The organism is Thermoproteus thermophilus (assembly GCF_055392855.1).
Genome location: NZ_AP042466.1, coordinates 22776 through 48133, shown reverse-complemented (window position 1 = coordinate 48133; position 25358 = coordinate 22776). Strand labels below are relative to the sequence as shown.

The 25358-nt window shown below is 54.7% G+C and carries 32 protein-coding genes and 1 tRNA gene; 25 read left to right on the top strand and 8 right to left on the bottom strand.

What is annotated here, in order from left to right:
* Positions 1-18: 18 nt before the first annotated feature.
* On the bottom strand, positions 19-759 hold the full coding sequence (locus ACZ5PA_RS00295) for an ArsR family transcriptional regulator (protein WP_464930297.1): 741 nt from the start codon (positions 757-759) through the stop codon (positions 19-21).
* A gap of 128 nt (positions 760-887) precedes the next feature.
* On the opposite strand from ACZ5PA_RS00295, the gene albA reads away from it, so the two are divergent.
* The 7 genes from albA to ACZ5PA_RS00260 all read left to right on the top strand — a co-directional run bounded on the left by albA (position 888) and on the right by ACZ5PA_RS00260 (position 6730).
* Positions 888-1169, top strand: a complete 282-nt coding sequence (gene albA / locus ACZ5PA_RS00290) for a DNA-binding protein Alba (RefSeq protein WP_464930296.1) — start codon at positions 888-890, stop codon at positions 1167-1169.
* 103 nt (positions 1170-1272) lie between these two features.
* On the top strand, positions 1273-1608 hold the full coding sequence (locus tag ACZ5PA_RS00285) for an arcadin 1 (RefSeq protein ID WP_464930295.1): 336 nt from the start codon (positions 1273-1275) through the stop codon (positions 1606-1608).
* 6 nt (positions 1609-1614) lie between these two features.
* Positions 1615-2919: a heat-shock protein Hsp70 gene (locus ACZ5PA_RS00280; protein ID WP_464930294.1), complete on the top strand. Its 1305-nt coding sequence runs from the start codon at positions 1615-1617 to the stop codon at positions 2917-2919.
* A complete protein-coding gene (locus tag ACZ5PA_RS00275) occupies positions 2906-3508 on the top strand; it encodes a hypothetical protein (RefSeq protein ID WP_464930293.1) in 603 nt (200 codons plus the stop codon). The genes ACZ5PA_RS00280 and ACZ5PA_RS00275 overlap by 14 nt, the downstream gene beginning before the upstream one ends.
* 22 nt (positions 3509-3530) lie before the next feature.
* A complete protein-coding gene (locus ACZ5PA_RS00270; RefSeq protein WP_464930292.1) occupies positions 3531-3707 on the top strand; it encodes a hypothetical protein in 177 nt (58 codons plus the stop codon).
* The gene (locus tag ACZ5PA_RS00265; RefSeq protein ID WP_464930291.1) at positions 3685-6084 is read left to right on the top strand and encodes an AAA family ATPase; all 2400 of its coding nucleotides are present in this window, start codon (positions 3685-3687) and stop codon (positions 6082-6084) included. Before ACZ5PA_RS00270 ends, ACZ5PA_RS00265 begins: the two co-directional genes overlap by 23 nt.
* Before the next feature lie 4 nt (positions 6085-6088).
* A complete protein-coding gene (locus ACZ5PA_RS00260) occupies positions 6089-6730 on the top strand; it encodes a hypothetical protein (RefSeq protein WP_464930290.1) in 642 nt (213 codons plus the stop codon).
* A 151-nt stretch (positions 6731-6881) separates the two neighbouring features.
* Here ACZ5PA_RS00260 and ACZ5PA_RS00255 read toward each other — a convergent pair whose 3' ends face one another.
* A complete protein-coding gene (locus tag ACZ5PA_RS00255) occupies positions 6882-7598 on the bottom strand; it encodes a TrmB family transcriptional regulator (protein WP_464930289.1) in 717 nt (238 codons plus the stop codon).
* 53 nt (positions 7599-7651) lie between these two features.
* On the opposite strand from ACZ5PA_RS00255, the gene tes reads away from it, so the two are divergent.
* The 4 genes from tes (at position 7652) to ACZ5PA_RS00235 (ending at position 11368) form a co-directional block, all read left to right on the top strand.
* The gene (gene tes, locus ACZ5PA_RS00250) at positions 7652-9373 is read left to right on the top strand and encodes a tetraether lipid synthase Tes (RefSeq protein ID WP_464930288.1); all 1722 of its coding nucleotides are present in this window, start codon (positions 7652-7654) and stop codon (positions 9371-9373) included.
* Positions 9374-9542: 169 nt separating this feature from the next.
* Positions 9543-10820: an MBL fold metallo-hydrolase gene (locus ACZ5PA_RS00245; protein WP_464930287.1), complete on the top strand. Its 1278-nt coding sequence runs from the start codon at positions 9543-9545 to the stop codon at positions 10818-10820.
* A 28-nt stretch (positions 10821-10848) separates the two neighbouring features.
* Positions 10849-11013 (top strand): hypothetical protein, encoded by a 165-nt coding sequence (locus ACZ5PA_RS00240; protein WP_464930286.1) that lies wholly within the window; start codon positions 10849-10851, stop codon positions 11011-11013.
* A 16-nt stretch (positions 11014-11029) separates the two neighbouring features.
* The gene (locus ACZ5PA_RS00235; protein WP_464930285.1) at positions 11030-11368 is read left to right on the top strand and encodes a hypothetical protein; all 339 of its coding nucleotides are present in this window, start codon (positions 11030-11032) and stop codon (positions 11366-11368) included.
* On the opposite strand, the gene ACZ5PA_RS00230 is transcribed toward ACZ5PA_RS00235, so the two are convergent.
* Positions 11313-11816: a hypothetical protein gene (locus ACZ5PA_RS00230; RefSeq protein WP_464930284.1), complete on the bottom strand. Its 504-nt coding sequence runs from the start codon at positions 11814-11816 to the stop codon at positions 11313-11315. The genes ACZ5PA_RS00235 and ACZ5PA_RS00230 overlap by 56 nt on opposite strands.
* A 177-nt stretch (positions 11817-11993) precedes the next feature.
* Here ACZ5PA_RS00230 and ACZ5PA_RS00225 point away from each other — a divergent pair.
* Positions 11994-12095 (top strand) — tRNA-Ile (locus ACZ5PA_RS00225).
* A gap of 247 nt (positions 12096-12342) precedes the next feature.
* Here the strand turns inward: ACZ5PA_RS00225 and ACZ5PA_RS00220 are convergent.
* Positions 12343-14046 carry a hypothetical protein gene (locus ACZ5PA_RS00220; RefSeq protein ID WP_464930283.1) on the bottom strand — a complete coding sequence of 568 codons (1704 nt, stop codon included), beginning with the start codon at positions 14044-14046 and terminating at the stop codon, positions 12343-12345.
* Between the two features lie 242 nt (positions 14047-14288).
* Here ACZ5PA_RS00220 and ACZ5PA_RS00215 point away from each other — a divergent pair, with 242 nt between their 5' ends.
* The 4 genes from ACZ5PA_RS00215 (at position 14289) to aspS (ending at position 16767) form a co-directional block, all read left to right on the top strand.
* Positions 14289-14438, top strand: coding sequence for a hypothetical protein (locus ACZ5PA_RS00215; protein ID WP_464930282.1), 150 nt, complete (start codon positions 14289-14291; stop codon positions 14436-14438).
* Positions 14439-14457: 19 nt separating this feature from the next.
* A complete protein-coding gene (gene rplX, locus ACZ5PA_RS00210; protein WP_464930281.1) occupies positions 14458-14832 on the top strand; it encodes a 50S ribosomal protein L24 in 375 nt (124 codons plus the stop codon).
* Positions 14833-14873: 41 nt separating this feature from the next.
* Positions 14874-15395, top strand: a complete 522-nt coding sequence (locus ACZ5PA_RS00205; RefSeq protein WP_464930280.1) for a transcription elongation factor NusA — start codon at positions 14874-14876, stop codon at positions 15393-15395.
* Between the two features lie 76 nt (positions 15396-15471).
* Positions 15472-16767, top strand: a complete 1296-nt coding sequence (gene aspS, locus ACZ5PA_RS00200; RefSeq protein ID WP_464930279.1) for an aspartate--tRNA(Asn) ligase — start codon at positions 15472-15474, stop codon at positions 16765-16767.
* A 1-nt stretch (position 16768) separates the two neighbouring features.
* Here aspS and ACZ5PA_RS00195 read toward each other — a convergent pair whose 3' ends face one another.
* Genes ACZ5PA_RS00195 through ACZ5PA_RS00180 form a run of 4 tightly spaced genes read right to left on the bottom strand, consistent with a single transcriptional unit; the run spans position 16769 to position 18995 of the window.
* Positions 16769-17416, bottom strand: coding sequence for a protein-L-isoaspartate(D-aspartate) O-methyltransferase (locus ACZ5PA_RS00195; protein ID WP_464930278.1), 648 nt, complete (start codon positions 17414-17416; stop codon positions 16769-16771).
* On the bottom strand, positions 17410-17856 hold the full coding sequence (locus ACZ5PA_RS00190; RefSeq protein WP_464930277.1) for an NUDIX hydrolase: 447 nt from the start codon (positions 17854-17856) through the stop codon (positions 17410-17412). Before ACZ5PA_RS00190 ends, ACZ5PA_RS00195 begins: the two co-directional genes overlap by 7 nt.
* A 27-nt stretch (positions 17857-17883) precedes the next feature.
* A complete protein-coding gene (locus ACZ5PA_RS00185; RefSeq protein ID WP_464930276.1) occupies positions 17884-18558 on the bottom strand; it encodes a hypothetical protein in 675 nt (224 codons plus the stop codon).
* Between the two features lie 29 nt (positions 18559-18587).
* Positions 18588-18995, bottom strand: a complete 408-nt coding sequence (locus ACZ5PA_RS00180) for a universal stress protein (RefSeq protein ID WP_464930275.1) — start codon at positions 18993-18995, stop codon at positions 18588-18590.
* A gap of 148 nt (positions 18996-19143) precedes the next feature.
* Here ACZ5PA_RS00180 and ACZ5PA_RS00175 point away from each other — a divergent pair, with 148 nt between their 5' ends.
* The 9 genes from ACZ5PA_RS00175 to ACZ5PA_RS00135 are packed head-to-tail and all read left to right on the top strand — an operon-like array spanning position 19144 to position 25353.
* Positions 19144-19677: a hypothetical protein gene (locus tag ACZ5PA_RS00175; RefSeq protein WP_464930274.1), complete on the top strand. Its 534-nt coding sequence runs from the start codon at positions 19144-19146 to the stop codon at positions 19675-19677.
* Positions 19674-20363, top strand: coding sequence for a hypothetical protein (locus ACZ5PA_RS00170; RefSeq protein ID WP_464930273.1), 690 nt, complete (start codon positions 19674-19676; stop codon positions 20361-20363). The genes ACZ5PA_RS00175 and ACZ5PA_RS00170 overlap by 4 nt, the downstream gene beginning before the upstream one ends.
* On the top strand, positions 20353-20700 hold the full coding sequence (locus tag ACZ5PA_RS00165; protein WP_464930272.1) for a hypothetical protein: 348 nt from the start codon (positions 20353-20355) through the stop codon (positions 20698-20700). The genes ACZ5PA_RS00170 and ACZ5PA_RS00165 overlap by 11 nt, the downstream gene beginning before the upstream one ends.
* Entirely contained in the window at positions 20690-21391 is a 702-nt protein-coding gene (locus ACZ5PA_RS00160; protein ID WP_464930271.1) for a type II secretion protein, read from the top strand. The genes ACZ5PA_RS00165 and ACZ5PA_RS00160 overlap by 11 nt, the downstream gene beginning before the upstream one ends.
* On the top strand, positions 21392-22966 hold the full coding sequence (locus ACZ5PA_RS00155) for an ATPase, T2SS/T4P/T4SS family (protein ID WP_464930270.1): 1575 nt from the start codon (positions 21392-21394) through the stop codon (positions 22964-22966).
* Positions 22963-23214, top strand: coding sequence for a hypothetical protein (locus ACZ5PA_RS00150; protein WP_464930269.1), 252 nt, complete (start codon positions 22963-22965; stop codon positions 23212-23214). The genes ACZ5PA_RS00155 and ACZ5PA_RS00150 overlap by 4 nt, the downstream gene beginning before the upstream one ends.
* The gene (locus ACZ5PA_RS00145; protein WP_464930268.1) at positions 23211-23618 is read left to right on the top strand and encodes a flagellar biosynthesis protein FlaJ; all 408 of its coding nucleotides are present in this window, start codon (positions 23211-23213) and stop codon (positions 23616-23618) included. The genes ACZ5PA_RS00150 and ACZ5PA_RS00145 overlap by 4 nt, the downstream gene beginning before the upstream one ends.
* On the top strand, positions 23615-24838 hold the full coding sequence (locus ACZ5PA_RS00140; RefSeq protein WP_464930267.1) for a secretion system protein: 1224 nt from the start codon (positions 23615-23617) through the stop codon (positions 24836-24838). Before ACZ5PA_RS00145 ends, ACZ5PA_RS00140 begins: the two co-directional genes overlap by 4 nt.
* Positions 24835-25353 (top strand): secretion system protein, encoded by a 519-nt coding sequence (locus ACZ5PA_RS00135; RefSeq protein ID WP_464930266.1) that lies wholly within the window; start codon positions 24835-24837, stop codon positions 25351-25353. Before ACZ5PA_RS00140 ends, ACZ5PA_RS00135 begins: the two co-directional genes overlap by 4 nt.
* The last annotated feature ends 5 nt before the right edge of the window (positions 25354-25358 follow it).

Genomic DNA, 25358 nt, shown 5'->3' with positions numbered 1-25358 from the left:
TAGGTGTCCTCCCTCGGGCTATATATAAACATGTAGCGCAAGATAGACTAGCACCGGTAAGGCGAACATGCCAGAAAGGTAAGCCAGTAATGCGGCCTCGTATTTATATCCCCCATCGTAGGATGTCACGGTAGCCAATGTGCCACATGTTAAAAATAACAATATAAACTTCATAGTATAATTAAAATAGTAATTATTTACTATTAAAAAAATAGTAGGATATATTAATAAGGGAAATAAACCTATTATAATATGTATTGGATGAATCCTCCTATGCGAAATAAAATATATTAATAATATAATAATAGATAAAGAAATAATAGATATAGCAATACTATAAAATATATTATTAAAAATAAATATGTATATGACACCGGCAAGTGTAGCCCTCGACATGTATAGAGAAACGCCCCATGCCGCTAATAACATAAGCACGGCGACTTCTAAATGTGGGGCGATCAACATGGGGACCACGAGAGGCCTGAGCCCCAACGCCTCCAAGGCCGAGAGGCCCCTCAGAGGGGCGAGCGACGATAATACCGAGGCCACTTTAGCCCCTTTATCCGTTAATTCCACCATGTTCCCATCCCTTTTGACCAGCCCCAACGCCTCCAAGGCCGATATGTCGAAGAGGAGGGCAGACGGGGAGACCCCTAGCTTAGACCTCAGTTTATTTAAACTCACGGCGCCCTCGCTATATAATACGAGTAAAACCTCCCGCCTTCTGCCATAGGCGGCTTTATAGATTAAATCCTCCACGCGTTACGCTCGCACGTCTTGTTTTTAACGCTTATCTGCACCTCGGCGCGAGCTCGCGGGGCGCCTCCACAAGACTGTGAGGAGAACCACGCAACAATCTTTAAAAAGGGTCGTTAGTATGGCGGTCCATGGCGGCAACAGAACAGACAATACTCGTGGGGAAGAAACCGACGACAAACTACATAATAGCCACGGTCATGGCGTTCAACGCCGGGACGAAGAAGGTGGTGTTGAAGGCGCGCGGCGCCGCCATCTCGAAGGCCGTCGCGGCTGCTGTGATGGTGCGCGACCGCTTCCTCCCCGGCAAGGTCAACATACGCGACGTTAAGCTGCTCAGCGACAAGGTCCAAGGCCAAGGCGGCAGGGAGCGCACAGTCGCGGCGATCGAGGTAGTCCTCGAAATGGCATAACTTTTTTCAGACTCAGCGCCCTTAGGCGGGCCGTAGCAACGAAGCGCCCGCCGACTCTTCCGCGCGTCAAGATAAATTTAATTAGTAGGCCGTGCGCGCTCTTGTGGTCGTCGTCAAGGGCGTTGTGGTCAGCAAACAACTAGTCAGCGACCCGACCGGCACTCGTTATATTAAAATCGACGTTGTCGAGGAGAGGGATCTCCCGGGCCCTCTTATCATGTCGCCGCCTGACGAGCAAGCGGCCCAGATGGCGAGGGAAATAATGCCGTTAGTGACCCAGATAGTGAAGTCTCTTCCCTTCTCGCTCAACAAGATCGCCGTGCCCCGCCTCACTATCTGGCTAACGGACGAAGAGGCGGAGTCACTCGGCGAAGTAGATGTGGGCGACACCGTGGATATAATGATAGAGCAAGGGAGTATAAAAATAAAACCGGCATAACCCAACGTGGTGGAGCTCAGCGACAGCTACAGACTGAAGTACGTCTTCGGGGCGGACTTCGGCACTAGCTACACGAAATACGGCCCCATAACCTTAGCAGAGCCTAGAATAGTACAGACCAGAGGCCTTTTCCTCCGCGACATACCGGAATCCGTCAAGATGAGGATACCGCCCGACATCTTATCCAGAGGGCTAGTTGTCGGCGACGAGGATGTGCGGAACTACTTGTCCAGCGTCAGGGACGTCCAGCGCAATATGAAATATCCGTTGAAGGACGGAGTTGTGAGGCGAGACGACGAAGACGCGTGGACGGTCATAAGGGAGCTTGCGCGCTACACGTTATCCCAATTCCCCGTGGCGGATCCGGAGTTCAGAGGATGGCTCGTCTCCATAGCCCTATCGGCGCTTGCCCCCGACTACATGTATAGAGGGTTCTTCGAGACGTTCGAGAGGATAGCGTCTGAGATCCCGATATACGCCGTCACGGCGCTCCCCCAGCCGTTGGCCGTCGCCATAGCCGAAAATGCAGTTAACTGCGTGATAATAGAAGGCGGCCACGGCAACATACAAGTCGCGCCGATCTCCTATGCCTTGATAAGGGAGGGCCTCGTCGCCTTGAACCGTGGCGGCGCCGAGGCCAACGCGATAACCCGCGAGATACTCAAGGATATGGGATATGGCGATATAGCTCGCGAGGAGTACGCGGCCGAGGTGGTTAAAAGGGCCATAGGCCTAGTGCCCCGCGACTTAGAACAAGCGATTGCAACTGCCAGATCTAACCCAGAGAAGTTCGTGGCTAAGGTGAAGTTATCCCCTATTGTAGAGATCGAGATACCGAAGGAGTACGCCTGGACGCGCTTCTTGATAGGAGAAATAATCTTCGACCCGAGACACGAGGAGTTCAAGAGCTACATAGACCAGAGCAGGATAAAGATAGAGGACGCCGTCATAGGCGATGTGACGTTGTACGGCGAGATGGACCTTGCGTCGGCCATCACGTCGTCGCTCCGGAGCGTATCGGTCGAGGTCCAAGATAGAGTAGCGTCCAACGTGATATTAAGCGGCGGCGCCTTCAAGTGGGACGTGCCCCCCGGCTTAGAGGAATACGCCGTAAACAGCGTAGATAAGATAAAGATAATGCTCGGCGAGGTAAACAAGGAGCTGGCTGCCAGGGTGGGCGTTAGGATGGTCAAGGAGCCTCAGTATTCCGTGTGGCGGGGCTCAGTGATATACGGATACGCCTTGCCCCTCTCGCTTAAATGGGACAACATATATAAAGAGGGCTGGTACATAATCGGTGGAACTAGCTAGGTATCTGTTGATCAGATACCTCTCGGAGGTCCTCGGCTTTAAGCTCGAGTCGGAGAAGGACGATTACTTGGTCTTTTACGATGGGGGTAATAAGGTATTCGTCAAGATGCACTTCGCAGATCTCTACGAGGAGACGGAAATATATAAACGCATCAACGAGCTCTTGCAACAAGACTTCGACAAGGCGTTCATAGCGGTGTTGAAGGACGCCTTGCCTTTGGTGGACCCGAAACACCTAAGAGCTCTAGGCGTCGGCCTCATCTCAGTCGATCCGCCGAAGGGCTTAGAGGGGGTCGAGATCAAGATACAAGCCAAGGCGAGGCCAAGGCAAGCGCAACAACTAGATCTCGCCAGAATTCTAAACGCCGTCAACGCCGCGGTGGCCGAGGCCGTGGGCAGGGAAGGCAAGAGGATCGAGGATGAGCTGTTCAAGAAATTAAAAGCATATGTGGATAAAGCGTTAGAGGAGTTAAGGCGCGAGCTATACGCCGCGAGGCCCGCTCCCTCGCCGAGCCGGCCGGAGCAACAGACGCCGTCGTCCATAGCGGAGAACGAATGGGTTAAACTGCTCAGGAGAAGGAGCGCGTAAATATTAAGGCGATAGTATATTTGTGGATCTTTTCAAGATAATCGAGGAGGAGTTGAGGAGGAACCTCGAGGGGTCCGACGCCGATCTAGTGTTGGCCTTAGTCGAGGCCTATAAGTCCTCGGGCCCTAGGGCCGCCAAGGAGAAGATGAAGGAGATCTTAGCTCGGTGGGGCGTATATGTGGAGGATATCGAGGATTAGGCTGAAGGACTTTAAGGTATACTCCGGCGAATACAGCTTCGAGCTAGCGCAGTTGACTTTCGTAGTGGGCAGAGTAGGGGCCGGCAAATCGTCGTTGCTACAAGCCATCGAGTTCGCGTTGTTGGGCAAAGAAATGGAAGTGAGGCGGAGGATAGCTAAGCTTGCCGATTTGATAAACATAGAGGCCGAGGGGGCCTTGGTGGAGCTCGAGCTATCTGCCGGCTCCGAGAGGGCGGTAATTAGACGTACTCTGAACAGAAGAGGCCGTGGCAAGCTGGAGCTGAGGATAGGCGATGAGCGATACGTCGACGATGAGGCCGAGAGGAAACTGCAGGAAATCACCGGCGTCTCTAGCGACGACTACGACAGAGTGATATACATATCCCACTACGCCCTCGAGGACTTCATCCACGGGGATAGGCTAAGGAGGACCTCTACTATAGATAAGATACTTCAGATAGACGTGCTGGAGAATACGCAAAGACTCATAAATAATACTATAAAAAATATAATGAAAGAATTAGAAAAAATAAAAATAAAAATATCATTTTATGAAAAATATAAAAATATAATAGATAGATATGGAAACTTGACAAGGCTCAAGGAGGCCAGGGCCGCGCTCGAGAAAGAGCTGGAGGAGATATCCAAGAAGGAGGAGGAACTGGCGTCTAGGTATAGGCGACTCTTGGAGGAGAGGCAGAAGTACGTGGACAAGATAGCAAACGTCCAGGACAAGATAGAGGCATATTATAGAGCTAAGTCGGAGCTGGAGCTCCTCGAGGAGTCCGGATACGCCTTAACGGCCGAGCTGGGCCAAATGGAGGAGCTGAGGGATAAGTTCGTCGGCGTTTTGTCCGAGTTCGAGCACATAGTAGGGCCTCAAGTGATCGAGAGTATCTCCAAGGAGCCAGATGCGGGCAAACTCGCCGAGCTTCTCCAGGACGCCTACGGCGAGCTCGTCAAGGCGCGATCGGCCCTGGAGGAGGCGTTGTCGTCGACGGAGGCTCAGAGGAGGTCCCTAGCGGCTAGGTTGAGCGAGCTGGAGGCCGAGATATCTAAGTTGAGAATAAGAATCGAACAACTCGAGGCCTCCTATAAGAGGTTCAAGGAACTCGAGGAGAAATACGGAGCGCCGAGTGAGGCCAAGAGGAGGCTCGAGGCGTTGAGGGAGAAGGCCAAGGAGCTCGAGAGGAGGACCAGCTACATATCATCCCTTAGACACGTCTTGGCTTATGTGCTTGAGACCAACGCCGACTTCTGCCCCGTGTGCGGGGCGAGGCTGGATAAAGCCAACGCGGCATCGAGGTTGAGCGAACTCGAACGCGTATACGCGCAAGAGCTGAGGCAGATGGAGGAGACGAAGGAGGAGCTCGAGGCCCTCGAGGGCGCGTACAAGGAGCTCGAGTCTCTGCTAGTCCCCGTGTCCGAATACCTCAAGGCCAAGGATGAGCTCAAGAGGCTCTCGGAGGAGGCCAACAGAGTCCGCGCCAGGCTGGAGCAAGCAACGAAGTCGGCGGCGCAGATCTCGAAACGCCTCCAGCTCTTGACAAGCTTCTTGAAGGAAGTCACGCCAGAGGCCATCCAAGAGGTATCCAAGAGGTACAACAAGGCCTTAAGGGCGAGGCGGTTACGAGAGGAGCTAGAGGCGCTGGAGCGCGATCTGAGGAACCTAGGCATCGGAAGGACCGTGTTGGAGTCCGAGGAGGAGTTCCAGAAGATCTCCGATGAGTTGTCCAGGATAAGGAAGAGGAAAGCCGATATATACGACGAACTTAGGAAGCTCTCCGAGGTCTTGAACTATGTGGACGAAGACTTGGACGCGTTGAGGTCTAAACTTGACAAATATATATATTCGTATAATAGATTAAGTAATATAATTAATAAATTAGATATGCTAAAACAAAATATTAAAGAAAGAATAATTAAAGAAATCAAGAATGAGTTGGCCAAGAATTTCGCCAAGATATACCCATATAAGGACATCGAGTCCGTGGACCTCTCCTTAAGGGATAAAGCATACGAGGTCGACGCGAAGCTCGCCGACGGCAACGTAATAGGGATATCTAGGCTAAGCGATGGACAAAGGCTGGCAGTGGCCCTATCGCTCGTGATATCAATACGCGAGTTGCTACGGCCGAAGCTGGGATTTTTACTACTAGACGACCCCCTGCCGTATGTTGACCCCCACGTGAGGTCTGCCTTGGCTAAGCTCATAGCATCTCTCGGCAACGAGTACCAGGTAGTGGTGGCGACTCAGACCGAGGAGCTGCCCAGAGAAGTAGCCGCCAACGGCGTAGACGTAGAGGTGATAGAGCTCTCGAGAGACAAGGGCAAGCCTGAGGTGACGACTAAACATATATTTGGGGGGAAGGATTAGGGCGATGCACGATAACTGCGGCGTGTTTGTGGTCTCAGACCTCGGCGAAATAGGGGTTTACAAAGGCGACAATTACGTCGTAGCTAAGGTGGAGCCGTACGGCCTCGCCTTCAACGACTACGGCAAGGTGGTCGTGCTATACGACGCGGTTAACTTATACGAAAGTCTCATCGAGTTCATCTCCAAGGAATTAGACGGTTGCAGGAGGCCCTCCCTCGAGCTGGACGCGAAGGAGATCAAGCTAGAGTCCGTGGAGGCGCTCAAGAAGGCCTTCGACTACACTACTTTGTTGTATCTGCTCGCGCTGAGGTCGCGCCCCTCGTTAATACACATAGTGGGCCGCAGAGGGCGTGGCAGACGCCCGGCGCAGGGCATAGGCAAGATAATGGCTAGGGCGAGCCCCATACCGCCTCAGTATGTGGCCAAGAGGCCGCCGCCTATGGCCATGCCGCCTATCGTCGAGGCTATCTCGGTGATCGCCAGGAGGGTGTCGGGGGAGAGGTACAGAGTCGTGGTCAAAGTCGAGGGCAGCGAGTCGTTCACCAAGGCCAAAGTCGTGGAGACCGAGGAGCTTTATAGACGCATAGTGGCCGGCTTAGTCTCCTCCTATCCTCAGCTCGAGTGGACCGAGTACGTGTATTTATAATCAGTGCTCCAGACCTCTATCATCCATCAAGGGGCTCACCAATGGGTCATCACGATCGTTCGTCTCTCATCGGTTTATCTCATTAGCGCCCCTGGCCGCTGGACGGCCCTCATGGCGATCAAGCAAGCGCCCTCTTAATCGGCGGTAGGCGTTAGCTCCGAACGGGCTTGGCTTTATCCCATAGATAGTTGAAATAGGTCTTGGCTATATCGAGGAGGTATTTTTCGTTGCTGTGTATGCCGAGTAAGCCCTCTCCGTGTTTCACCACGAGAAGAGCGGAGTTGCCCAGCGCCCCGCCTCCGAACATATCGTCGAGCGCCCTCACCTCGACGCGCGGCGGCAGATCTATATATTTGGCTATCCTCTCGGCTACCAAGAGCCTGACCTCTATCCTCCTAGACTCCTCCTCTATTGCCGAAATAATGCCGGGCGCGACGAGCTCTGCGTAGGGCAATGCAACATATACCGCCGATTCGCTCGACCTTATCACCTCCTCTATAAGGCCGAACACCTTCTCGCCCCTTATCAGCGCTATGAAGGTAGCGGAGGCCCTTCCATGTCTGGACTCGTAAAGAGTCTGGAGCAAGTCCAGTTGTTCCTTCAAGGCCTTGAGGACCGACGACGCGAGCGAGACAAGCCCCTTGTAGACCTCGGCCGGCGGTCTGGCCGAGTACTTGGCGGGCCGTCCCTCAACGCGTTCCACGAAGCCGCGGACCTCGAGAGCCTCTAGGCGCTGGTATACCTTAGTATACGGCATTCCTACCCCCTCCGCCACCTCCCTCGCCGTCGAGGGCCCCCTCTCCACCAAGAAAGCGTATATCGCCAAGTCCTTTTCGTCGAGGCCGAAGGCCTTGAGGGCCTTGTTCACGAAATTTACGGAATTTCGTTAAAAAATTTTTAAGCCGACATTTGGGGGGCGCTATGAGCAAGCAGGTGCTGGAGGTCGTAAGGCCGGCCAAATTGGTCGATTTAAGCCGTTTTAATCTGCCCGGCAGATATAAGGCTACGTTGCTCAACGAAGCGTGGCAGAACACGGTCAAGAGGCAGTTCGCCCTGCCCGAGCACACAAGGGTCGTCAAGACCTCGCTCTCGGTATGCCCTGTCTGCAACAAGAGAATACCGATGGTGGTTTACGAGGAAAACGGGGCTATATGGCTCAAGAAGGTCTGTCCCGAACACGGCGTATTCGAGGACCTCTATTGGGGCGACGCCGAGATGTACTATTATTTCCTCCAGTGGGATGCGCCCGAGTACATAGCCAAGGGCCTCGCAAACCCCTATACGGATCTACAGTTCTACACGGAGATGGGCTCCTGCCCCATGGGCTGCGGGCTGTGCCCAGTACACAAGAGCGATACGGTCCTCGCAATTATCGACGTCACGAACAGATGCAACATGGCGTGTCCCGTGTGTTTCGCCAACGCGGGCGCGGCCGGCTACGTCTACGAGCCGACGTTGGAGCAGATAGAGTACATGTTAAGGGCCTTGAGGGCGCAGAGGCCTTGGCCGCCGAACGCCCTCCAGATATCGGGAGGCGAGCCTACCTTGAGGGACGACTTGCCCGAGATAATCAGAATGGCCAAGAAGCTGGGCTTCACCCACGTGGAGGTCAACACCAACGGCATAAGGCTCGCCAACGAGCCCGAGTTCTACAAGGCGCTCCTCGACGCAGGGCTCTCAACGTTGTACCTACAATTCGACACAATAGACGAGGGCAACGAGGGAGTCGTGAGACATCGCATGTACAACCCCAAGGCCTACGCAGCCGTTAGGCGCAAGCTGATAGAGGTCGCCAGAAAGCTCGGCCACAGATCGATAGTCCCCGTCGTGACTTTGGCCAAGGGCTACAACGATAAGGACTTAGGCAAGATACTGGACTTCGCAATACAGAACAGGGACGTGATAAGGTGGATCAACATACAGCCCGTCTCCTTCGCGGGCCGCGCTAGGCTGTACAGCAAGGAGGAGCTGCGAAAGCTCAGAATCACCATCCCCGATACCATAATAGAGATCGAGAAGCAGACCAACGGGCTCATCAGTAGGTGGGACTGGAGGCCCACGAATTGGCCGGTCGCCGTGGCCAAGATGGTCGAGGCGTTGACGGATTCGCCGAAGCCCTTGTTCTCCATGAACCCCGTATGCGGCGCCGCTACGTTCATATATTACGACGAGGACGAAAAGAGGATCTACCCGATAACTAAGCTCGTGGACGTCGACGCCTTCGAGAGGATAGCGTGGGACGTATATAAGACCGCCAAGAGGGGGAGGACTGTCTGGAAGGCCGTAGCGGCCACGAAAGCCATGAAGTTGTTGCGCACAGTTAAGCACAAGAAGATAAGGGGGCTCATACAAGACTTCTTAGTCAAGAAGGACTACGATTCGTTGGGCCAGTTCTTCTTCAACATAGTCGGCCTCGGCATAATGCATTTCATGGACGTTATGAACTTCGACGTGGAGAGAATACAGCGTTGCGATATCCACTACGCGACGCCGGACGGCCGTGTGATACCCTTCTGTACGTATAACAACTTCCACAGAGAGAGGATAGAGCAGTCCTTCAGAATAGACCCCAAGGTCTGGACTAAGATAACCGGCATATCGCTGACCGGCTGGAAGAGAGCCGCCGCGCCGGCGCGCTTGTAGTAGCCCCTCTGCTTTTGGCCCTACGACTCGCCCCTTGTTTTTGCCTCAAGGCGACGCGACGGTTGCGCCCTACGCTCGCGCCCTCGGAGATCAACCTCTCCGAGACTCGCGCAAAACACGGCGTAGCCCGCATGCCTTGTTTTTTAATTTTTAGTATAAAGATCGCGTCATGAGAATTAAATTCCTAGGCGGCGCAGGCGAGGTCGGGAGGGCTGCTGTGTTGGTCAAGGCGGCGACCGGATCCATCCTCTTCGACTATGGAGTTAACTTCGACTCACAAGGTAGGCCCATCTTTCCGGAACACATTAGGCCGAAGGACCTCATAGCGGTAGTGCTCAGCCATGCCCACCTAGATCACAGCGGGGCTCTACCATCGCTTTATGTCTCCGTCAAGCCCCCCATATATGCGACGCCGCTGACCATGGAGCTTAGCGACGTGATGTACACAGACATGATAAAGCTCTCGGGCTACTATCTGCCCTACATGCACGAGGAGGTCAAGGCCACTATGGAGAGCGCAGTGCCTCTGACTTACGGCGAGCCTGTGGAGCTCGCGCCGGACATAACGCTCACAGTATATAACGCCGGACACGTGCCCGGCAGCGCCATATCGGTTCTCGAAGCCGAGGGGAAAATCGTCGTGTTTACAGGCGATTTCAACTTGAAGGACACGGCCTTGTTGAGAGGCGCAGACATCTACAATCTGCCAAAAAAGCCGGACGTCGTGATCATGGAGGCGACGTACGCGGCGGCCGACCACCCGCCGAGAGAAACGCTGGAGCGCGAGTTCGTCAAGACTGTAAAGGAAGTGGTGGAGGGCGGCGGCACTGTGTTGATACCGTCGTTCGCGTTGGGGCGGGCGCAAGAGATCATGTTGGTCTTAGCCAAATACGAAGTGGGGCCTATCTACGTCGACGGCTTGGCTAGACAAGTCAACACCATAATAGGCAAATACCCACACCTCCTCAACGACTACGACCTATACAAGAAGGCCATAGACGTAGCCGTGGAGATACCGAACTCTTACGTGAGGAAGAGGGCCGTGGGCCAAGAGCCGTCGGTCATAGTCTCGCCCGCAGGTATGCTCAAAGGGGGCGCATCTCTTTACTACTTCAAGAAGCTCGCCGGGGACCCGAAAAACGCCATAATACTGCCCTCCTTCCAAGCGCCGGATACGCCGGGCTTCGAGGTGTTGGCGAAAGGAGAGGCGTTCGTGGACGGGACCGCGGTTAAAGTACGCGCCAGAGTAGAATGGTTCGATTTCTCCGCGCACTCAGGTCGATCTGAGTTGGCAGAGTTCATAAACTATTTCGACGAGGAGACGAGGATAGTGTTGTTCCATACCGATCCCTCCTCGGCGCTCCCCCTCGCAAGATCGATGCGAGCCAAGGGGAGGGATAACATATACGTGCCGCTGGTCGCGGGGGAGGAGCTCGAGATCCCCTAGACAGATGGATATAAGCGATTTTTAGAACGTGAGGATTAGGGTGTGGATCAAACGGAAATGCGACGAGGTGGGGTTGTGCGAATACGTAGAGATCCCGCTGGCGCGCGCCGCACGCGTGCTGGACAAGGTGAGGCCCGAGGACCTCTACATAATCATCGATGACGTAGACTTGGAGCTCCTCGAAGAAATATAACCGATTTCAATACGACGTGTGCGAGCTCTACTGGAAGCTGGTCGAGCTCGGCGTCGAAGTACTGGGCGGTCTAACAGGCTGGGCGCGCGTTTTCGGATGCAACGTGGACATGGGCTGCGACTGCGACGTCGTCGTGGCCGAGAGCGACGCGGAGAAGATACAGCCAACTCCGTGTTTGTGGACCATAGACAAGCCCGGCTTCTCGCACAGACGCGTGTGGATAGGCGGCTTGCCCCACATCTCCTTGGAGGACTTGCCGAGAGTAAAAAGCCCTTACACCCAAGCCGTCCTCGAGTGTATCAGGGATGCACTTCGTAGACGCGAAGGCGTCGACCGTCCTCGGCGGGAAATATGAAGGTCACCTTGTAGACATCGCCGAAATATATACCGGCGAGGTCGTCGCCTAAATGGAACTCGCCGTCTATTCCGTGCACTGCACATTTCTCGCAGTTAGACCTCGCGTACTCGATCAGATCTCTAAAGGCCTTTATCAGCTCCTTGGGAGGAGCTCTTATCACGAACAACACAGTCCCGTGATTGCCGTGGAAATGGGGGTGCGCATCTGCCTTGTACGTCTTGATCGCGTAGTCCATGAAATCGCCGACCTCTTTGGCGAACTCTTGATCGCTTGGCAATAGGCCGTGTTCCTCGTGTTCGTGTCCTTCAACCCCCTCGTCCGCGGCCGCGACGAGCGTGAAGTTGAGCAAGAGCTCTAGCTGGTCGGAGGCGGCTATTCTGGCCAGATCGCCCTCGATTTTACGCCACTCCTCTAGGCCTAATTTGAGCTTGCCTACGCCTTGCACACATCCGTCCATCCATCCCTTTAAAAAGTTATATATTAGCTGTCGACTGAACGAGGCCCCAGCATAGGCGGCGTTGTCGATAGCTCCGTGGAGCTAATGCGTCCGGCTGGCGATCAGCCGTCTTGACGGAAAAGCTTAAAAATAACGCGCGTCAATGATACTGAGCTGTATGTAAAGGGGCCCGTAGCTTAGCCAGGTTGGAGCGCCCTGGGGCGCAAAACGTCCCGCGTAGGGCTGATAACCGGGAGGCCCCGGGTTCAAATCCCGGCGGGCCCACCAGCTTTGTCCGTCTTTGTTCCTTATTTCCTGAGCGAGGAGATAAGCGGTGCTTTACTTGATCTAGTGTACATGGCTCGTAAGGGGTGTTAATTTATTGGTCCTGCTTGGCGGCCCCTCATTGTTTGCTCACGATATACGCAAAAACCACCTCAGTGTCGGTGGGCTCCGGGCGCATTGGAGAGTGAGGCGGGGGATTCTCAAGCGATTAAAAATCGTATTTTTAACCGAAGATAGTCAGCATTGCCCTTTACGGTGATGATGGTAGGTTGTAGCATGGTGCTGTTCCGGTGGTTAGTCCTGTTAGGTAGCTGTTTACTGGCGCATTTCCCACGATGTAGCCCGCGGCGGTGTAGTTGAAGTTGAATAAATAGCTGTTTGTTGATATCTGAGTAGTGGGTATTATGGCAACATTCCATAGAGCATCAGTCCACATAAGCTCATAATTACAGTATGGCTCCCAGATATCTCTAGTGAGCACCCAGTACTCCGAAGTAACCACTAGGTTCTCAAAGTACACGGGCAGGATCGCCAAGTAGGAGTTGCTTGGGTTAAAACTGGGTATGAATAATTCCGCATCGCCAAACGTATCCACAAAGGCATTATAATAACCCTCCGCCGCTGTATTACCATTGCTTATGCTGAAGGCCCAGGTGAAGTTATCCTCATAAAAGCCCAAGTTTATAAATGGTACTTGATAATAAGTCGATTGTGGTGCGGCTAGGCTTATACTCTCACTGCTACCGGAGGGCAGGGTTACTATGAATTCAAGCTCTAGGCCCTCTAGACCTATACCCACTGATACACTGTATTCCGCAGTTGATGACGTTGATTGCGGTTGAACCCCACTGAGTCCATTATAACTCCCGAAGATGGCGTTTGATTGCCCGTTAACGTAGTCCTCGTAGCCCGTGTAGTAGTCCATGGCTCCGAGCTGCCAATCTTCAAAACCACCATTATTAACTGCGGTGGAGGTGAGTGCATAGTCTATGTAGTTATTAACCGATACGCTTATGATTGCGGTGCCGTCACCAGTACCGCCGTTGTTATTGAATTCTATGCAAGAGTCGATGTAGAATGTGCCATTACCATCCTGATACGCCTCCAAACTATTTCCATAATAATTGGGGTTGAGTCCGCCCCACTGTGGTGCTAACCATATTAGCATTACCCTATTATTCTCATAGACTCCGTTTGACGATGCTGGATAGAATTGATTATACCATAGTTCCCAGCACGGGTCTGTGACGGGATCTGCGTTCTGCATCATTGTTAATATGTTTATTTGTCTGTTCCTTATCATTATGTATGGTATCACGTAGCTCATCAACTGGTTTGTGTGTATTGGTGTTATAGCTAGCCAACCCTTGCCCCCGTAGGCCACCTCCATGATTTCACCCCTCACTGGTATCAACGGGACTGCCGTTAGTAGCATCCTGAATGCATAGGAGTTGCTTGCGTAGAGGACTAGCTCGTTATTCACACCCCTGGCCCATGCAATGGCTAGGGCGATGCCCATTAAACCCTCATCGCTGGCATTACCGTACAACGCCACGAAATCGCCCCTAGAAAACAACCTAGACAGTACACCAAGGGCAGGACTTGAGAGATTCAACGCGCGGCCACTAACCAGCAATGGCCTTATGTAGCCCCAATCAATAACCACAACGCTACCATTTGGCGTCTCGGGTAATCGACCCAGCGTGATAGGCGCGACCGAGGCATTGGGCAACAAACCCCTAACCAAGCTTAGTAGGGAGTCGGGGCCAACGACGAAGACCGGGGCATTAACGGGTATGGAGCCAGCGGGCAAAACGCCCAACGACTTAGTGGGAGCACTTAATCGGCCACCATGCCTTAAACCACCACTTGACCCATGGCCGGTAAGTAGCAGGAAAACAGCCACGAACAACGCCAAACCCACTATTCCCAACCCCTTAACAAGTTTGCCCATGTGATTTACCTTTTAACTTACATAAACTTTATTATCTCCATTGTAATGATTAACTAGGAAAACTGCACTAAACCAAACCTTGAAACCCCCATCTAGAGAATACCGAGGATAAGCCCACAAAAACCCCAACACGAGCAAAAGACCCAGGAAATCACAGCGGGCCCACCACTAGTCACTAGGACCATAGTAGCCCTAACAGCCGTTTTAGCGCAAACGATCCCAATAAATACCCCTAGTATTTCGTGGAGATTGCCGAGGTTGAAAGGCTCTTGGAGGAGCTACTGAGCAAGATCGATAAGTCGCTGGAAAGCATCAAGAGGATTGCCGGGGAGTTGGACGGCGTTTTGGACGGGCTGAAGAAGGCCGAGGAGCGGCTCAAAACGTATAAATAAGGCAATTTAGACGGAGGCGATGTTGACGGCCAGCAAGCAGCCCAGGAAGCAGAGAAAGGCCTTGGCCGAGGCGCCTCTGCATCTGAGACACAAGTTCCTCAACGCCAAGCTGGCCCCCGATTTGCGCAAAAAACTGGGCGTAACGAGGTTGCCCATCAGAGTCGGCGATACCGTGATGATAATGAGGGGCGATTTCAAGGGCGTTACCGGGAAGGTCGTCAGAGTAGATCTGAAGAGGATCCGTATCTATGTAGAGGGGGCCACTAGAACTAATAGTAGAGGCGAGACCGTTTATTATCCCATACATCCGAGTAAGGTTATGATAACTAACATAGATACTTCGGACAAACGGCGCCAGGAAATAATAGAGAGGAGGAAAAAAGCGTCCTCATAATATCGTTCAAAGAAATTTAAATAGCACAACGAATATGGCGTTTGATGAGGAAGCCGTTTTGCGACTTCTGCATAAGAACGAGGATGTTATGCCCTAAGTGCCAAGGGCTGATCGACAGCGGCGAGTACAGCTGGCTGGACGTAGACGTCGTGGACGCCTTGATGAAGCTGGAGAGGAAATATAATTTAACCGATGTGGAGTATGTAAAGGCTTACGAGACCGACGCGTTCGTCGTCGTGGTGCTCCGCGGCTATAAGAAATTGCCTAAAGGGGCTCAGATGCAACTGGAGAGGGACCTCTCTGCGGCTATGGGCAGGAGCGTGAAGATAGTCGAGAAGGGCAGCGTCAACGAGATAATCGCCCAGCTTGTGTCCCCGGCGAGATTGTTGACTATCTCTACGTCGTGGCTGCCCGACGGCACCAGCGAGACGGTGGTGAAGATCCCCTCTAGGGAGCTAAGGCGATTGCCAGTGCGGCCAGAGAAGCTTCAAGAAATATTGAATAGAATTATCGGATCTACTATAAAAATAGATGTTATAAAAGAAAGAGAAATTAAAATATAATTTTTGGGAGAGTAAACGCGTCCTGGCTTTTCAACGCCATCGGCAAAGCCTATATAGGATGGAGATATAGGGTTTTGTGATCCCGCGCAAGACGCACTTCACGAGCGAGGTGACGCCGGAGATGCACGGGAAGGAGGTCGTGTTGGCCGGCTGGGTCTGGGAGATCAGAGACCTGGGCAGAGTTAAGTTCGTGATTCTGAGGGATAGAGAGGGCTTCGTCCAGCTCACGTTCAAGAGCGGGAGGACGCCGGAAGAGCTCTTGTCCAAAATACCTCACTTGAACAAAGAGGACGTGATAGCCGTCAAGGGAGTCGTCGAGGCGAGCCGAATAGCGAAAACAGGCGTGGAGGTGTTCCCGTCCGAGATGTGGGTTCTCGCAAAGGCGAAGCCCTTGCCGGTGGACCTCTGGGGAGGGACCTCAGACCTCCCCACTAGGCTGAGGTATCGCTCCGTCGATCTTAAAAGCCCGAGGAATTTGGCCATCTTCACCACGGCCTCGGAGATTTTAAGAGCAATTAGAGATGTCCTATACAAACATAAATTCGTAGAGGTCTTCACGCCGAAGATAATAGCCACAAGCACCGAGGGAGGGGCCGAGCTCTTCACGGTGCTCTACTTCGAGAGGGTGGCGTATCTCGCGCAAAGCCCCCAGCTCTATAAGGAACAATTAACGGCATCGCTCGAGAGGGTCTTCGAGATAGCGCCGGCCTACAGAGCCGAGAAACATAACACGGACTACCACCTCAACGAGTTCATCTCAATAGACGGCGAGGGGGCCTTCATGGACTACAACGACGTGATGGACTTGCTCGAGGAGATCATGAAGGCCGTGGCGTCTGTGTTGAACGCCAGGAGGGAGAGGCTCGAGAAGGTCGGGATAAGGCCAACCGTAGACGAAGTGGGCAGAATACCTCGCGTGAGCTACGACGAGGCCGTCGACAAGCTCAGATCGTTGGGCTATGACATTAAATGGGGAGACGACCTAAACGTCGAGATGCAGAGGGCGCTTACCAAGTTCTACGGCCCCTTGTACTTCCTAGTGGACTTCCCCGCCTCGCTCAGGCCATTTTACACAAAACGCAAAGACGACGACCCTCAGAGGACAGAATCTTACGACCTAATACTCAACGGCATCGAGATAGTGTCGGGGGCCACGCGCATCCACCAACGAGAGGTGCTCGAGAAGGAGATGAGGGAGAGGGGCCTCGACCCCGCCGCGTTCGAGAGCCACCTCTCGGTATTCGAGTGGGGGATGCCTCCGCATGCCGGCTTCGGCATGGGCTTTAACAGGCTCTTGATGGCGTTGTTGGGGCTCGACAACGTCAGAGAGGCCGTTCTATACCCTAGGGACAGATATAGGCTGGAGCCGTAGCTCACCTACGTCGTTGCTTAAGGCGCACGAACGAGACGTAGGCGAGCCTCTCTCTAGCGAACCCCCGTTCTAATTTCGTGAAGAGGTACAAAACTTGGCCGCCCCTCTCCTCTAGCGGTATGACAAGTCTCCCTCCCATCGCCAGTTGGTCTTGCAACGCCTTGGGGACCTCGCTAGCAGCGGCCGTTACTATAATGGCGTCGAACGGAGCGCGCTCGGGCAATCCCAACGACCCATCGCCGTAATGCACCTCGACGACGTCGGCGTATCCGAGCCTCTCTAGGTTTTGGGCCGAGTATATAACCAACGGCAACTCTATCTCGATAGTGTACACCTTGCCCTTTCTGCCAATCGCCTCGGCGCATACAGCGGCTTGATAGCCCGATCCAGTGCCCACCTCCAAGAGCCTCATGCCCTCGCGGGGCCTCACCGCTTCGCACAACATGGCGACCATATGAGGGGCAGATATGGTTGCATCGCCGAGTAGCGGAAGGGGGGTGTCGTTATAGGCAGAGAGCTTGTACTCCGGCGCGACGAACTCCTCTCTGGGAACCCTCAACATGGCCTCTATCACGTTCCTGCTACGCAACACGCCCTCTGCTATTAGGTCCTCGACGAGCTTTTTCCTGGCGTTCTGGAAATCTAGCATCTAGCCAAGGGCTTGGGCCCGTATACGGCCAAGTCCATGACGAGCCGCCTCGTCGTCTCGGTTAAGTCGAGCCTTAAAGCCTCCGCCAGCGGGACGAACGCGGCCTCCTCGGCGTCAGTGCCGGGCCTCAAGGCGCCGTCCTCCACGTCAACTAAGTAGTCGAGCAATAAGAAATGGTAGCGCACTCTCCCCAACTCGTCCCTCTCGACGTATTGGTAGACCCCGAAGAGGCCCCTCGCGACCCCCCTCAATCCCGTCTCCTCGGCTAGCTCCCTGACAACGGCGTCCTCGAGCCTCTCGCCGACCTCGACGAGGCCGCCGGGCACGGACCACTTGCCTTTATTCGGAGGCGCGCCCCTTTTGATTAACAGTATTTCGCCTCTCTTCAACACCACGGCGCCGACTCCGACCAAGGGATACGTCGGATATTCCCTGCCCATGAGGAGACCAACACCGATTTTATAACGCTATTGACAACCGGGCTGGCCGACTAAATTAGGCAGATTGGCTATGGCGTTGCGAACCCAGAAGGCCCAGCTCGTGTAGTTCGAGTCCCTAAGAGGCTCGAAGGGCTCGTAGACGGGATAGGAACACCCCCTCCATACCAGATAGGCGTATATTATAGGGGGGCTGTTGGGCACTTGGGGTATTCCAGGGTATGCTATATACGATCCGAGGGTCTGGGCCAGCTCGAGGGCGTAGTTTTGGGCCGCCTTAATGGCTGTGTAGTTCACGACGCCCGAGACGTTGACGTAGCCGCTCAAGTATTGTTGCGGCGATATGGCGCCTCTATAAAGCGCGGTCAAGAGGGCGTTGGTCTTGTTATCGACGCCCCAAGGCGCTAAGATCACAGTATATCCCCTGGCCTCGGCCTCCGAGATCAACTGCCTCAACACGTCCAAGAGCTCTTGCCTCTGGGGCATTGTCACGTTGTCTTGATACCCGAACACGGCCCAGCCGCCCTGTCCTCTGTACACCACAACTCCTATTTGTTGTCCTTGAAGGGCCAACTTCGTTATGTTCACTTGTTGCCAATAGGGCTTATACACGGGCCCCTTCTTGTAGGGGCCTACGGCGAATACCAGCACGGCCACCGTGATCAACAACGCCGAGACCATTATCAAGATGCCGTTTTTGTCCATGCCGCCCAGCGCGCTTGCCTATAAAAAGATTATTTGACCACCAGGACGCTCACGTCGCTCTCTTGGACCAGTCTCCCCGCGACGCTGCCCAACAGCGATTTGCGTATAGTGGAGAGGCCCCTGCTGCCGACGACTATTAGGTCCGCTTTTACGTCCTTGGCGAATTTGGCTATTTCGTAGGCAGGATCGCCCTCGAGCAGTTTCGCCTCAGCGCCGGGGGCTGCGCTCAAGGCCTCCTTCAAGACCTTCTCGCCCCGTTGTCTTAAGCTCTCGACTACGCTCGGCGACGAGAAGGCGTCGGAGAGCGATAAAACGGCTGTGTCCACTACGTGGACCACGTATATCTTAGAGCCGAACCTCTCGGCCAAGGCTCTAGCCGTCTCGAGCGCCTTTTTAGAGTGTTGGGAGCCGTCGTAGGCCACCACTATTGTCCTCATAAAGCGCGCGGGATATCGATTTATAAAATTTGCTGCACGAAGAGACAATGCCTTTTAAAAATCTCTATTATATACTTTTCATAGTTTGGTTCATCAAAATAGGCATCTTGGTTCACATCTAAGGAGTTTTTAGCCACTTAGGGAGTTCATGGAGCACGTGTCCATATACAGGATGGCCGACGCTGTTCACGCGCTCCTGTCCGTCGACGCCGAGCCCTACGCCCTGGCGGCTTTCTTCAAGATAGCCAACAGCTGGGTCCTCAGAGCGTTTTCGGACGCGCCCGGCTCCGACCTCAAGCGCAAGGCTTGCGCTGCTTTCTCCCGGATGTTGGAGTTGGCACGAGACCAGTTGAGGACTCCCGCGACCGTGCGGCCTCCTTGCTCTCCAAAGGGCGCTCTGAGAGTCGACAGATTGAGATACGCCGGCTGTCTGCGGTTCTTGATGGATTGGGGGGCGGAATTCGCCTACAGGATGATATACGACGAGAGGATCAAGGCGAGGGCCGTGCGGAACGTCGCGCGGAACCTAGTCGCCTACTCGCGATTTGGCCTTAGACTAGAGGGCCCCCATGTCGATGCATGGCTTTCGTTGGCCGACGGCGCATTGGCGAGCCCGCGCGAGCTCGCCTGGAAGCCGTTCATGTCGCGAATACTAGTGGACATATTGCCCAAGTGTTCATGACGGTCAAGGCCGAGCTCTTGGGGATAACGGAGCTTAGGAGGGCCTTGGCGGGCATAGACGACGCCGTGGTGCTGGACCCATATCCGGAAGTTGTGCCGGCAGCCCTGGAGGATAAACTACTCTATTTAACGACATCGATATACGGCGGCATTAGTCCTCTGCCCTTGTTCTCGTTCCGAAAGGACGGCGTTCACTTTGTGCTATCGCTTAGGCTACACGACATGTTGGCGGAGCTAGTGCCTGATCTAAAAGCCTTGTTCATCGAAGTGTTAGAGGAGCCGCAATATCCCTTCACGGCCGTGGCGATCGTGTTGAGGGACCTCGGCGTCGGCGTCAACGAGAAATACCTCAAGGAGTACGTCTGCCCGGAGCTGGCGTCCCTCGAACAAGACGACGTGCCGTTGGCTAAGAGCATAAAATCTGCGATCTCCAAGTTCCTCGCAATGCCGCCGGGCTCCTCTGCTAGATCCTTGAGGTGTCTGTGCGGTCTATGCGAGGAGAGACGCCAGCCTGATATAGACTCGTTGGCCCTTGCTCTGTTCAAGCGGCGTATCGAGAGGCGTAGCCCCAGCCTAGCCGACTTGGACGAAGAGGACAGAGCCATAGTGATGAGGGTTATAAGAGGGCTTTCCAATCAAAGCTTCAAAAGGGAGTTAATCGACTTGCTTAACAGATATGAGCTATAGGCAAGGAGATTTCGAGGCAGTTTTGAAGGCCAGAGGCGCCGGCTATAGGATCGAGGTGAAGTACAGAGGCGTTCCCCTACGCTTGAGGAGAATAGTCTTAGAGTACATGGAGGGCTATAGGCTCTTCGTGAACCCCTACGACGAATCGATCGTGGTCCAGATATCGAGGAATCCCCCCGTCGTGGCCAAGGTGGGGTGGAGAGGCTCCGCCATAATCGTGCCTGCGTTGAGCCAGTCGTCCTTACACATCGCGCTCCAGAAGGCGGTAGAATTCGCCGAGGCCTACATGATAGCCTACAGGGCCAACGCCATTGATAGGATATTCCATGAGGATTAAGTTCGCCGTTATTTATTCCGTAGATGGAGGAGTCGGCAAGACCACCCTGGCGGTGACCACTGCGTTCGAGAAGGAGAGGGTCTTGGTTGTCGACGCCGACTGGGAGAAGGCCGATCTCTCGTCTATATTCGGAGTGCCTAAGAGGCCCGGCTGGCTGGCCGGCAGCTACGGCAAGGACGTGTACGTCCACAAGGTCAAACCGAACCTCTACGTAATACCGGGATACGAAGCGGCGGCGTTATACCAGGCGGGCAAGATCGGCGACTCGGAGCTCTTCAACGCACTATTCGAGGCGCTTGCAGCTCTCCCGGACGCCGTGGCCGAGGAGCGTCTGCCGGTAGATACAGTCATAGTCGATACGCCTAAGGCCATGCAATTGACGTGGCTGGAGTCCCTTCAGAGGAAGCTGAAGGCCTTGATGTACTTCGTGGCGGACAGAAGGCTGATCACTAGGATAGCTGATGTGAAGATGCAGATCTACGGCAGATACATGCGCTACGCTAGCTTAGTCGTCGCGAACATGCTCGAAAAGGGCGACGAGAAGACGCCGGGCGTGAAAATGGTTAACGCGTTCCTCACGAGAGTTAAGATGCCCCAAGAGTACTCGGCGGAGAGGATCCATAAGGCTATACTCAGCGATAGGAGGAACAGAGAGGCGATCTCGCTCCTAGTGCGGCGGATAAAGGAATAGATGGCCCTCGCAGGCGTCTTATTAGCCAAGGCCGATAAGTCGTTAACGGATCGTTGCGTGTTAGTCAAAAAGGGCGTCATAGTGCAACGCAACTACGCCACCGACCTCTGTATAACCGAGGACGGGGAATACGTAGTCGTGGACCCGCCGCTCCCGGACCTCTTGGAGAAGGCTTTGGCGCTAGTCGTCATACGAGGCGCGGTGCCTCCCGACGATAACGAATACGACAAGGCCATGAGGGACGCCCTCGCAGCTCTATCGCCCAGCCGCGGGGTAAGCGGGTGGAGGTGGTTCAGAAACGCCCTACGCCTTTATAGAGAGAACAAGGAGTTGGTCCACTACTTCCTCGATCGCTGGTCGGGCCGCGGCGAGTTCGGAGGCTACGGCGTGTTGGAGGCGTTGATGAGGGACGACTTGTTGACGGAAATCGTGGTTCCGCAACCGCTGGCGCCGCCCGGGAGGTGGACCGAGCTACCCAGAAGGCCCGCCGAGCTCCTCGACAAGATATACGCAGAGGTCGTCGAGTTGGGCCGCTTCAGGCGCGTCGTGGCCGTGCGGAACGAGGCGCGCATGCCGACCAACGTGGTCGTGCCGGAGGCCCTAATGCCTATCTTAGTAAAGAAACTAATACCGGGCTTGACCTTGGAGAGGCCGTTCCAGACCAGGGAGGACTCGGTCTATAAGGTACGCATAGCGGCCGACCTCATTGAGTACAACGTCAATATAAGGAAGACGAGCGAGACGCCTAGGCCTTCCAAGAGGCTTCTGGGTGTCTATGAGTCCAGACAAGCGCTTGAGCCGCTCACGGAGAAAGTCGAGGGCGAGCTCTCAGGCCTTGAGGTCTTTGCGTTGGCCACAATAGCTGCTGAGGCCAGGTGGACCGTGGTATTCTCGGGCGCCATGGGCACCGGCAAGACCACGCAGCTCAACTTGTTGTTGTACTTCATACCGCCTTGGTATCAAGTCGTAGTTATCGAGAGAGGCGCCAGGGAGATCTGGGCGCCGCTCGAGGGGCAGATACTACACATATCGGTGCCCTCCGAGTCCAAGCTAGCCGAGGCGTTAGACCAAGCGCTCCGTTACGGCACTGTAGCCACCGTTGTGGCCCTCGCCGAGGCCAGGACGAGCCAAGAGCTCAACACGCTGATTTCGTACAAGTTGACGGGCCACGGCGGGCTCACCACGATACACGCCGATACTATCCACGACGCAATTCTCCGGATAAACAGGTCCGGCGCTCCTGTGGAGGCATTGGCAAACACCATGATACTCCAGCTAGGCGCGTCGGGCGGCCGCCGTTATCTCAAGGAGTGGAGGGCGTTGATAGCCGTCGGCGGCTCCGTCGTAGAGGCGTCCCCCTCAGACGTCTTGACCTCGTTGAACTCCTACACAAAGGCCACCTACGACGTCAAGGTATTAGACGAGGTTAAGCTGAGGGCGAACGTCCTCAAGGCCGTCGCGGCCAAGGAGCTGGAGCCTCTCGAGGCCCGGGAGGCGTTGCTAAAGCTGTTCTCGCGAAGGAGGATCTCGATAGAGGAGGAGGCCCTCAAGCTCGGCTATAGTAAGATTTCATGAAGTTGAAGATCAAGGAAAGAGGGGACGGCGACTTGGGGCTAGACATAGCAGAGGCGTCTACGATAGTCGAGGGGAGGGAGGACTGGGCCTTGTCGTTCCTCAAGTCGTTGGAAAAAGCGCCCAGCGAAGTCGTGGAGATGTTGAACGGCGATTTGATGAAGCTCGTATTGAAGGAGGTGGCGAAAACCGCGGGCGATGCGGGGGCTGTGGCCAGAATAGCCTTGTCCCTCTTGGAGAAGTGCAAATGAGCGAGTGCGAGAAGTTGATCGAGGAGGGCTACACGAGGGAGGCGGCGGAGGAGCTCTGCGAGGCCGCCAAGGCGATAGGCGTGAAGCCCTCTAAGCTAATATCGGCGGCGAGGAGGCTGGAAAAGGAGGGAATAGCCTTGACGCCCGCGGATTGGCTAGTGGTCAAGGACGTAATGGACAAGGGCTTCTCCTTGTCGACCATAGTCGATTACATAATCAAGAGGCATAGGTCCGGCTTAACGCCGTCGCAGATAATCGAGGAGTTGCCAGTCGCCGCTAACAAATCAGTCAAGAGAGGCCACATACTGGGCCACTTGTTGAAAATACTCGAGGCGCCTGATCATTTCGTCGTGGAGGAAAACGGCGTTAAGAAGAGTTTATCGCAGTTGTTCAAACAAGGATGAACAGGGAGGAGTTCTATATCCACATAGCGCCTATCTTCGCGACGTACCTACAACATCTATCGTCGGCCGAGGCCCTGAGGCGCGCCGCGATAGCGGCCGAGGACGTCGATGAGGAACACGCGCGCGAGATGCTCCTCGCTGGCCTAACGCCCGATCCCGCCGCGGCACTCTCGTCGGATAGGCTCTCTGTCGTTAGGCAATACGGCTTTGCGGTGTCGCAAGAGGAGGCGGGAGTCCAGAAACAAGTCCTAGTGCAGTCCTTCTTGCAGTCCGTCAAGTCCATCGCGTTGGGCCGCTTGGAGGCATCCATGCAACAATTCACCGGCCTATTCTCGTCGCTTTCGAGCTTGATGTTCGCGCCGTTATTGCTCCTCTTCCTGTACGCATACGGCCTACTAGCCATCGATCTATACGCCTTGTTGGGGATCGCCGTCCTCTTCTCGTTGTTGATAGGGCTTTTGATATATAGGGTCATGCCCAAAGACCTATCTCCCGTGAAAGTCTACGGGCCAGCCGCGTTGGCCGCATTGGCGGCCGGCGCCTTGGTCGCCTACGCCTCGCTCCTCTCGGACCTACCCTTATCCCTCGGCGCGTTGGCAGCGGGGATGGTGCTGTTGGCGTGGTTGATTGTTAAGAGACGTCTGGGGTGGTTCAGGCTCGCCCACGAAATCCCAGCTATGTTGAGGGACTTCGCATCGCGCATATCTCAAGGCGTGCCGACAGATCTAGCATTGAGGGAGGTCTCATCCACGTACAAGACGGCGTGGATGGTGGCCTATTTCTACGATATACCGTCCTTGATGTACAAGCTGGCCAAGGCCATGCTCAACGCCGTCAGTTGGGCAGGGCCGAGCCTCGAGGCCATAGACTTCATACAGACCCTCCTAGGCGAGAAGGAGAAGGGACTTAGGAGAGCCACGTCGTTGGCGACTACGTTTATAGCCGTGTACTTATCGGCATCGATTATATTAGTCTACTCCCTCGCCGTATCCACGGCCGCGTTGCAGCTGGTGCCGTACACGGGGCAAGCCGTGTTGTCGCCGCTTCCTCCCAGCGAGGTCGAGAGGGCGACCGCCCAGCTCTTGTCGGTAATGGTGGCCGGCTTCATCGCCGTGATGGTATTTCCGACGAGGGGTAGCTGGCTGGGGCTACTTCTGGGAGGGGCGGCGGGCACGTCGTTCTACTACCTAGTGGCGTTCCTCTGGTCGTTTTGGTCGTGAAGGGCACTCTGTCTCTGAAGCAAATAATAACGACGGCGTCGGCGTTGGCGGCGTTTGCGGCGATAGCCGTAGCCGTGTACTTGGCCCTATACGGCGCGAGGACCTCCTACCCAGCGCTGGCGGCGGCCACGGCCATAAAAGCGCTGAGGCCCATAGCCTTGCTGGACTACGTGCACGTATACGTAGCGAAGGTCCACTACGAGGCTAAGGGGGACGGCTATGCGCTCATGCCGGGCCCCTCGCCGCCGGGTTGCGCCTCTTGTATACCGCCGGCCGGGTGGATTTACTCCGTATCCATCGGCGCTAACGCCTCGCCCATCTACGGCGTGTATTATACCGCCGAGAACAACACCTTGTTGATAGGCAACGCCGTCGTGATCCCTCCCTATTTCGCCAACGACACGTTGTTCTACGTATACCCCATGTGTCCTGGCGGGTTTAAATTCGCCGAGGAGGCGGTCTCGGCCAACGCCTATCCGTTGCGAGTGGTGGTGATCTTGTTGAGGTGTTCGTAATTTTC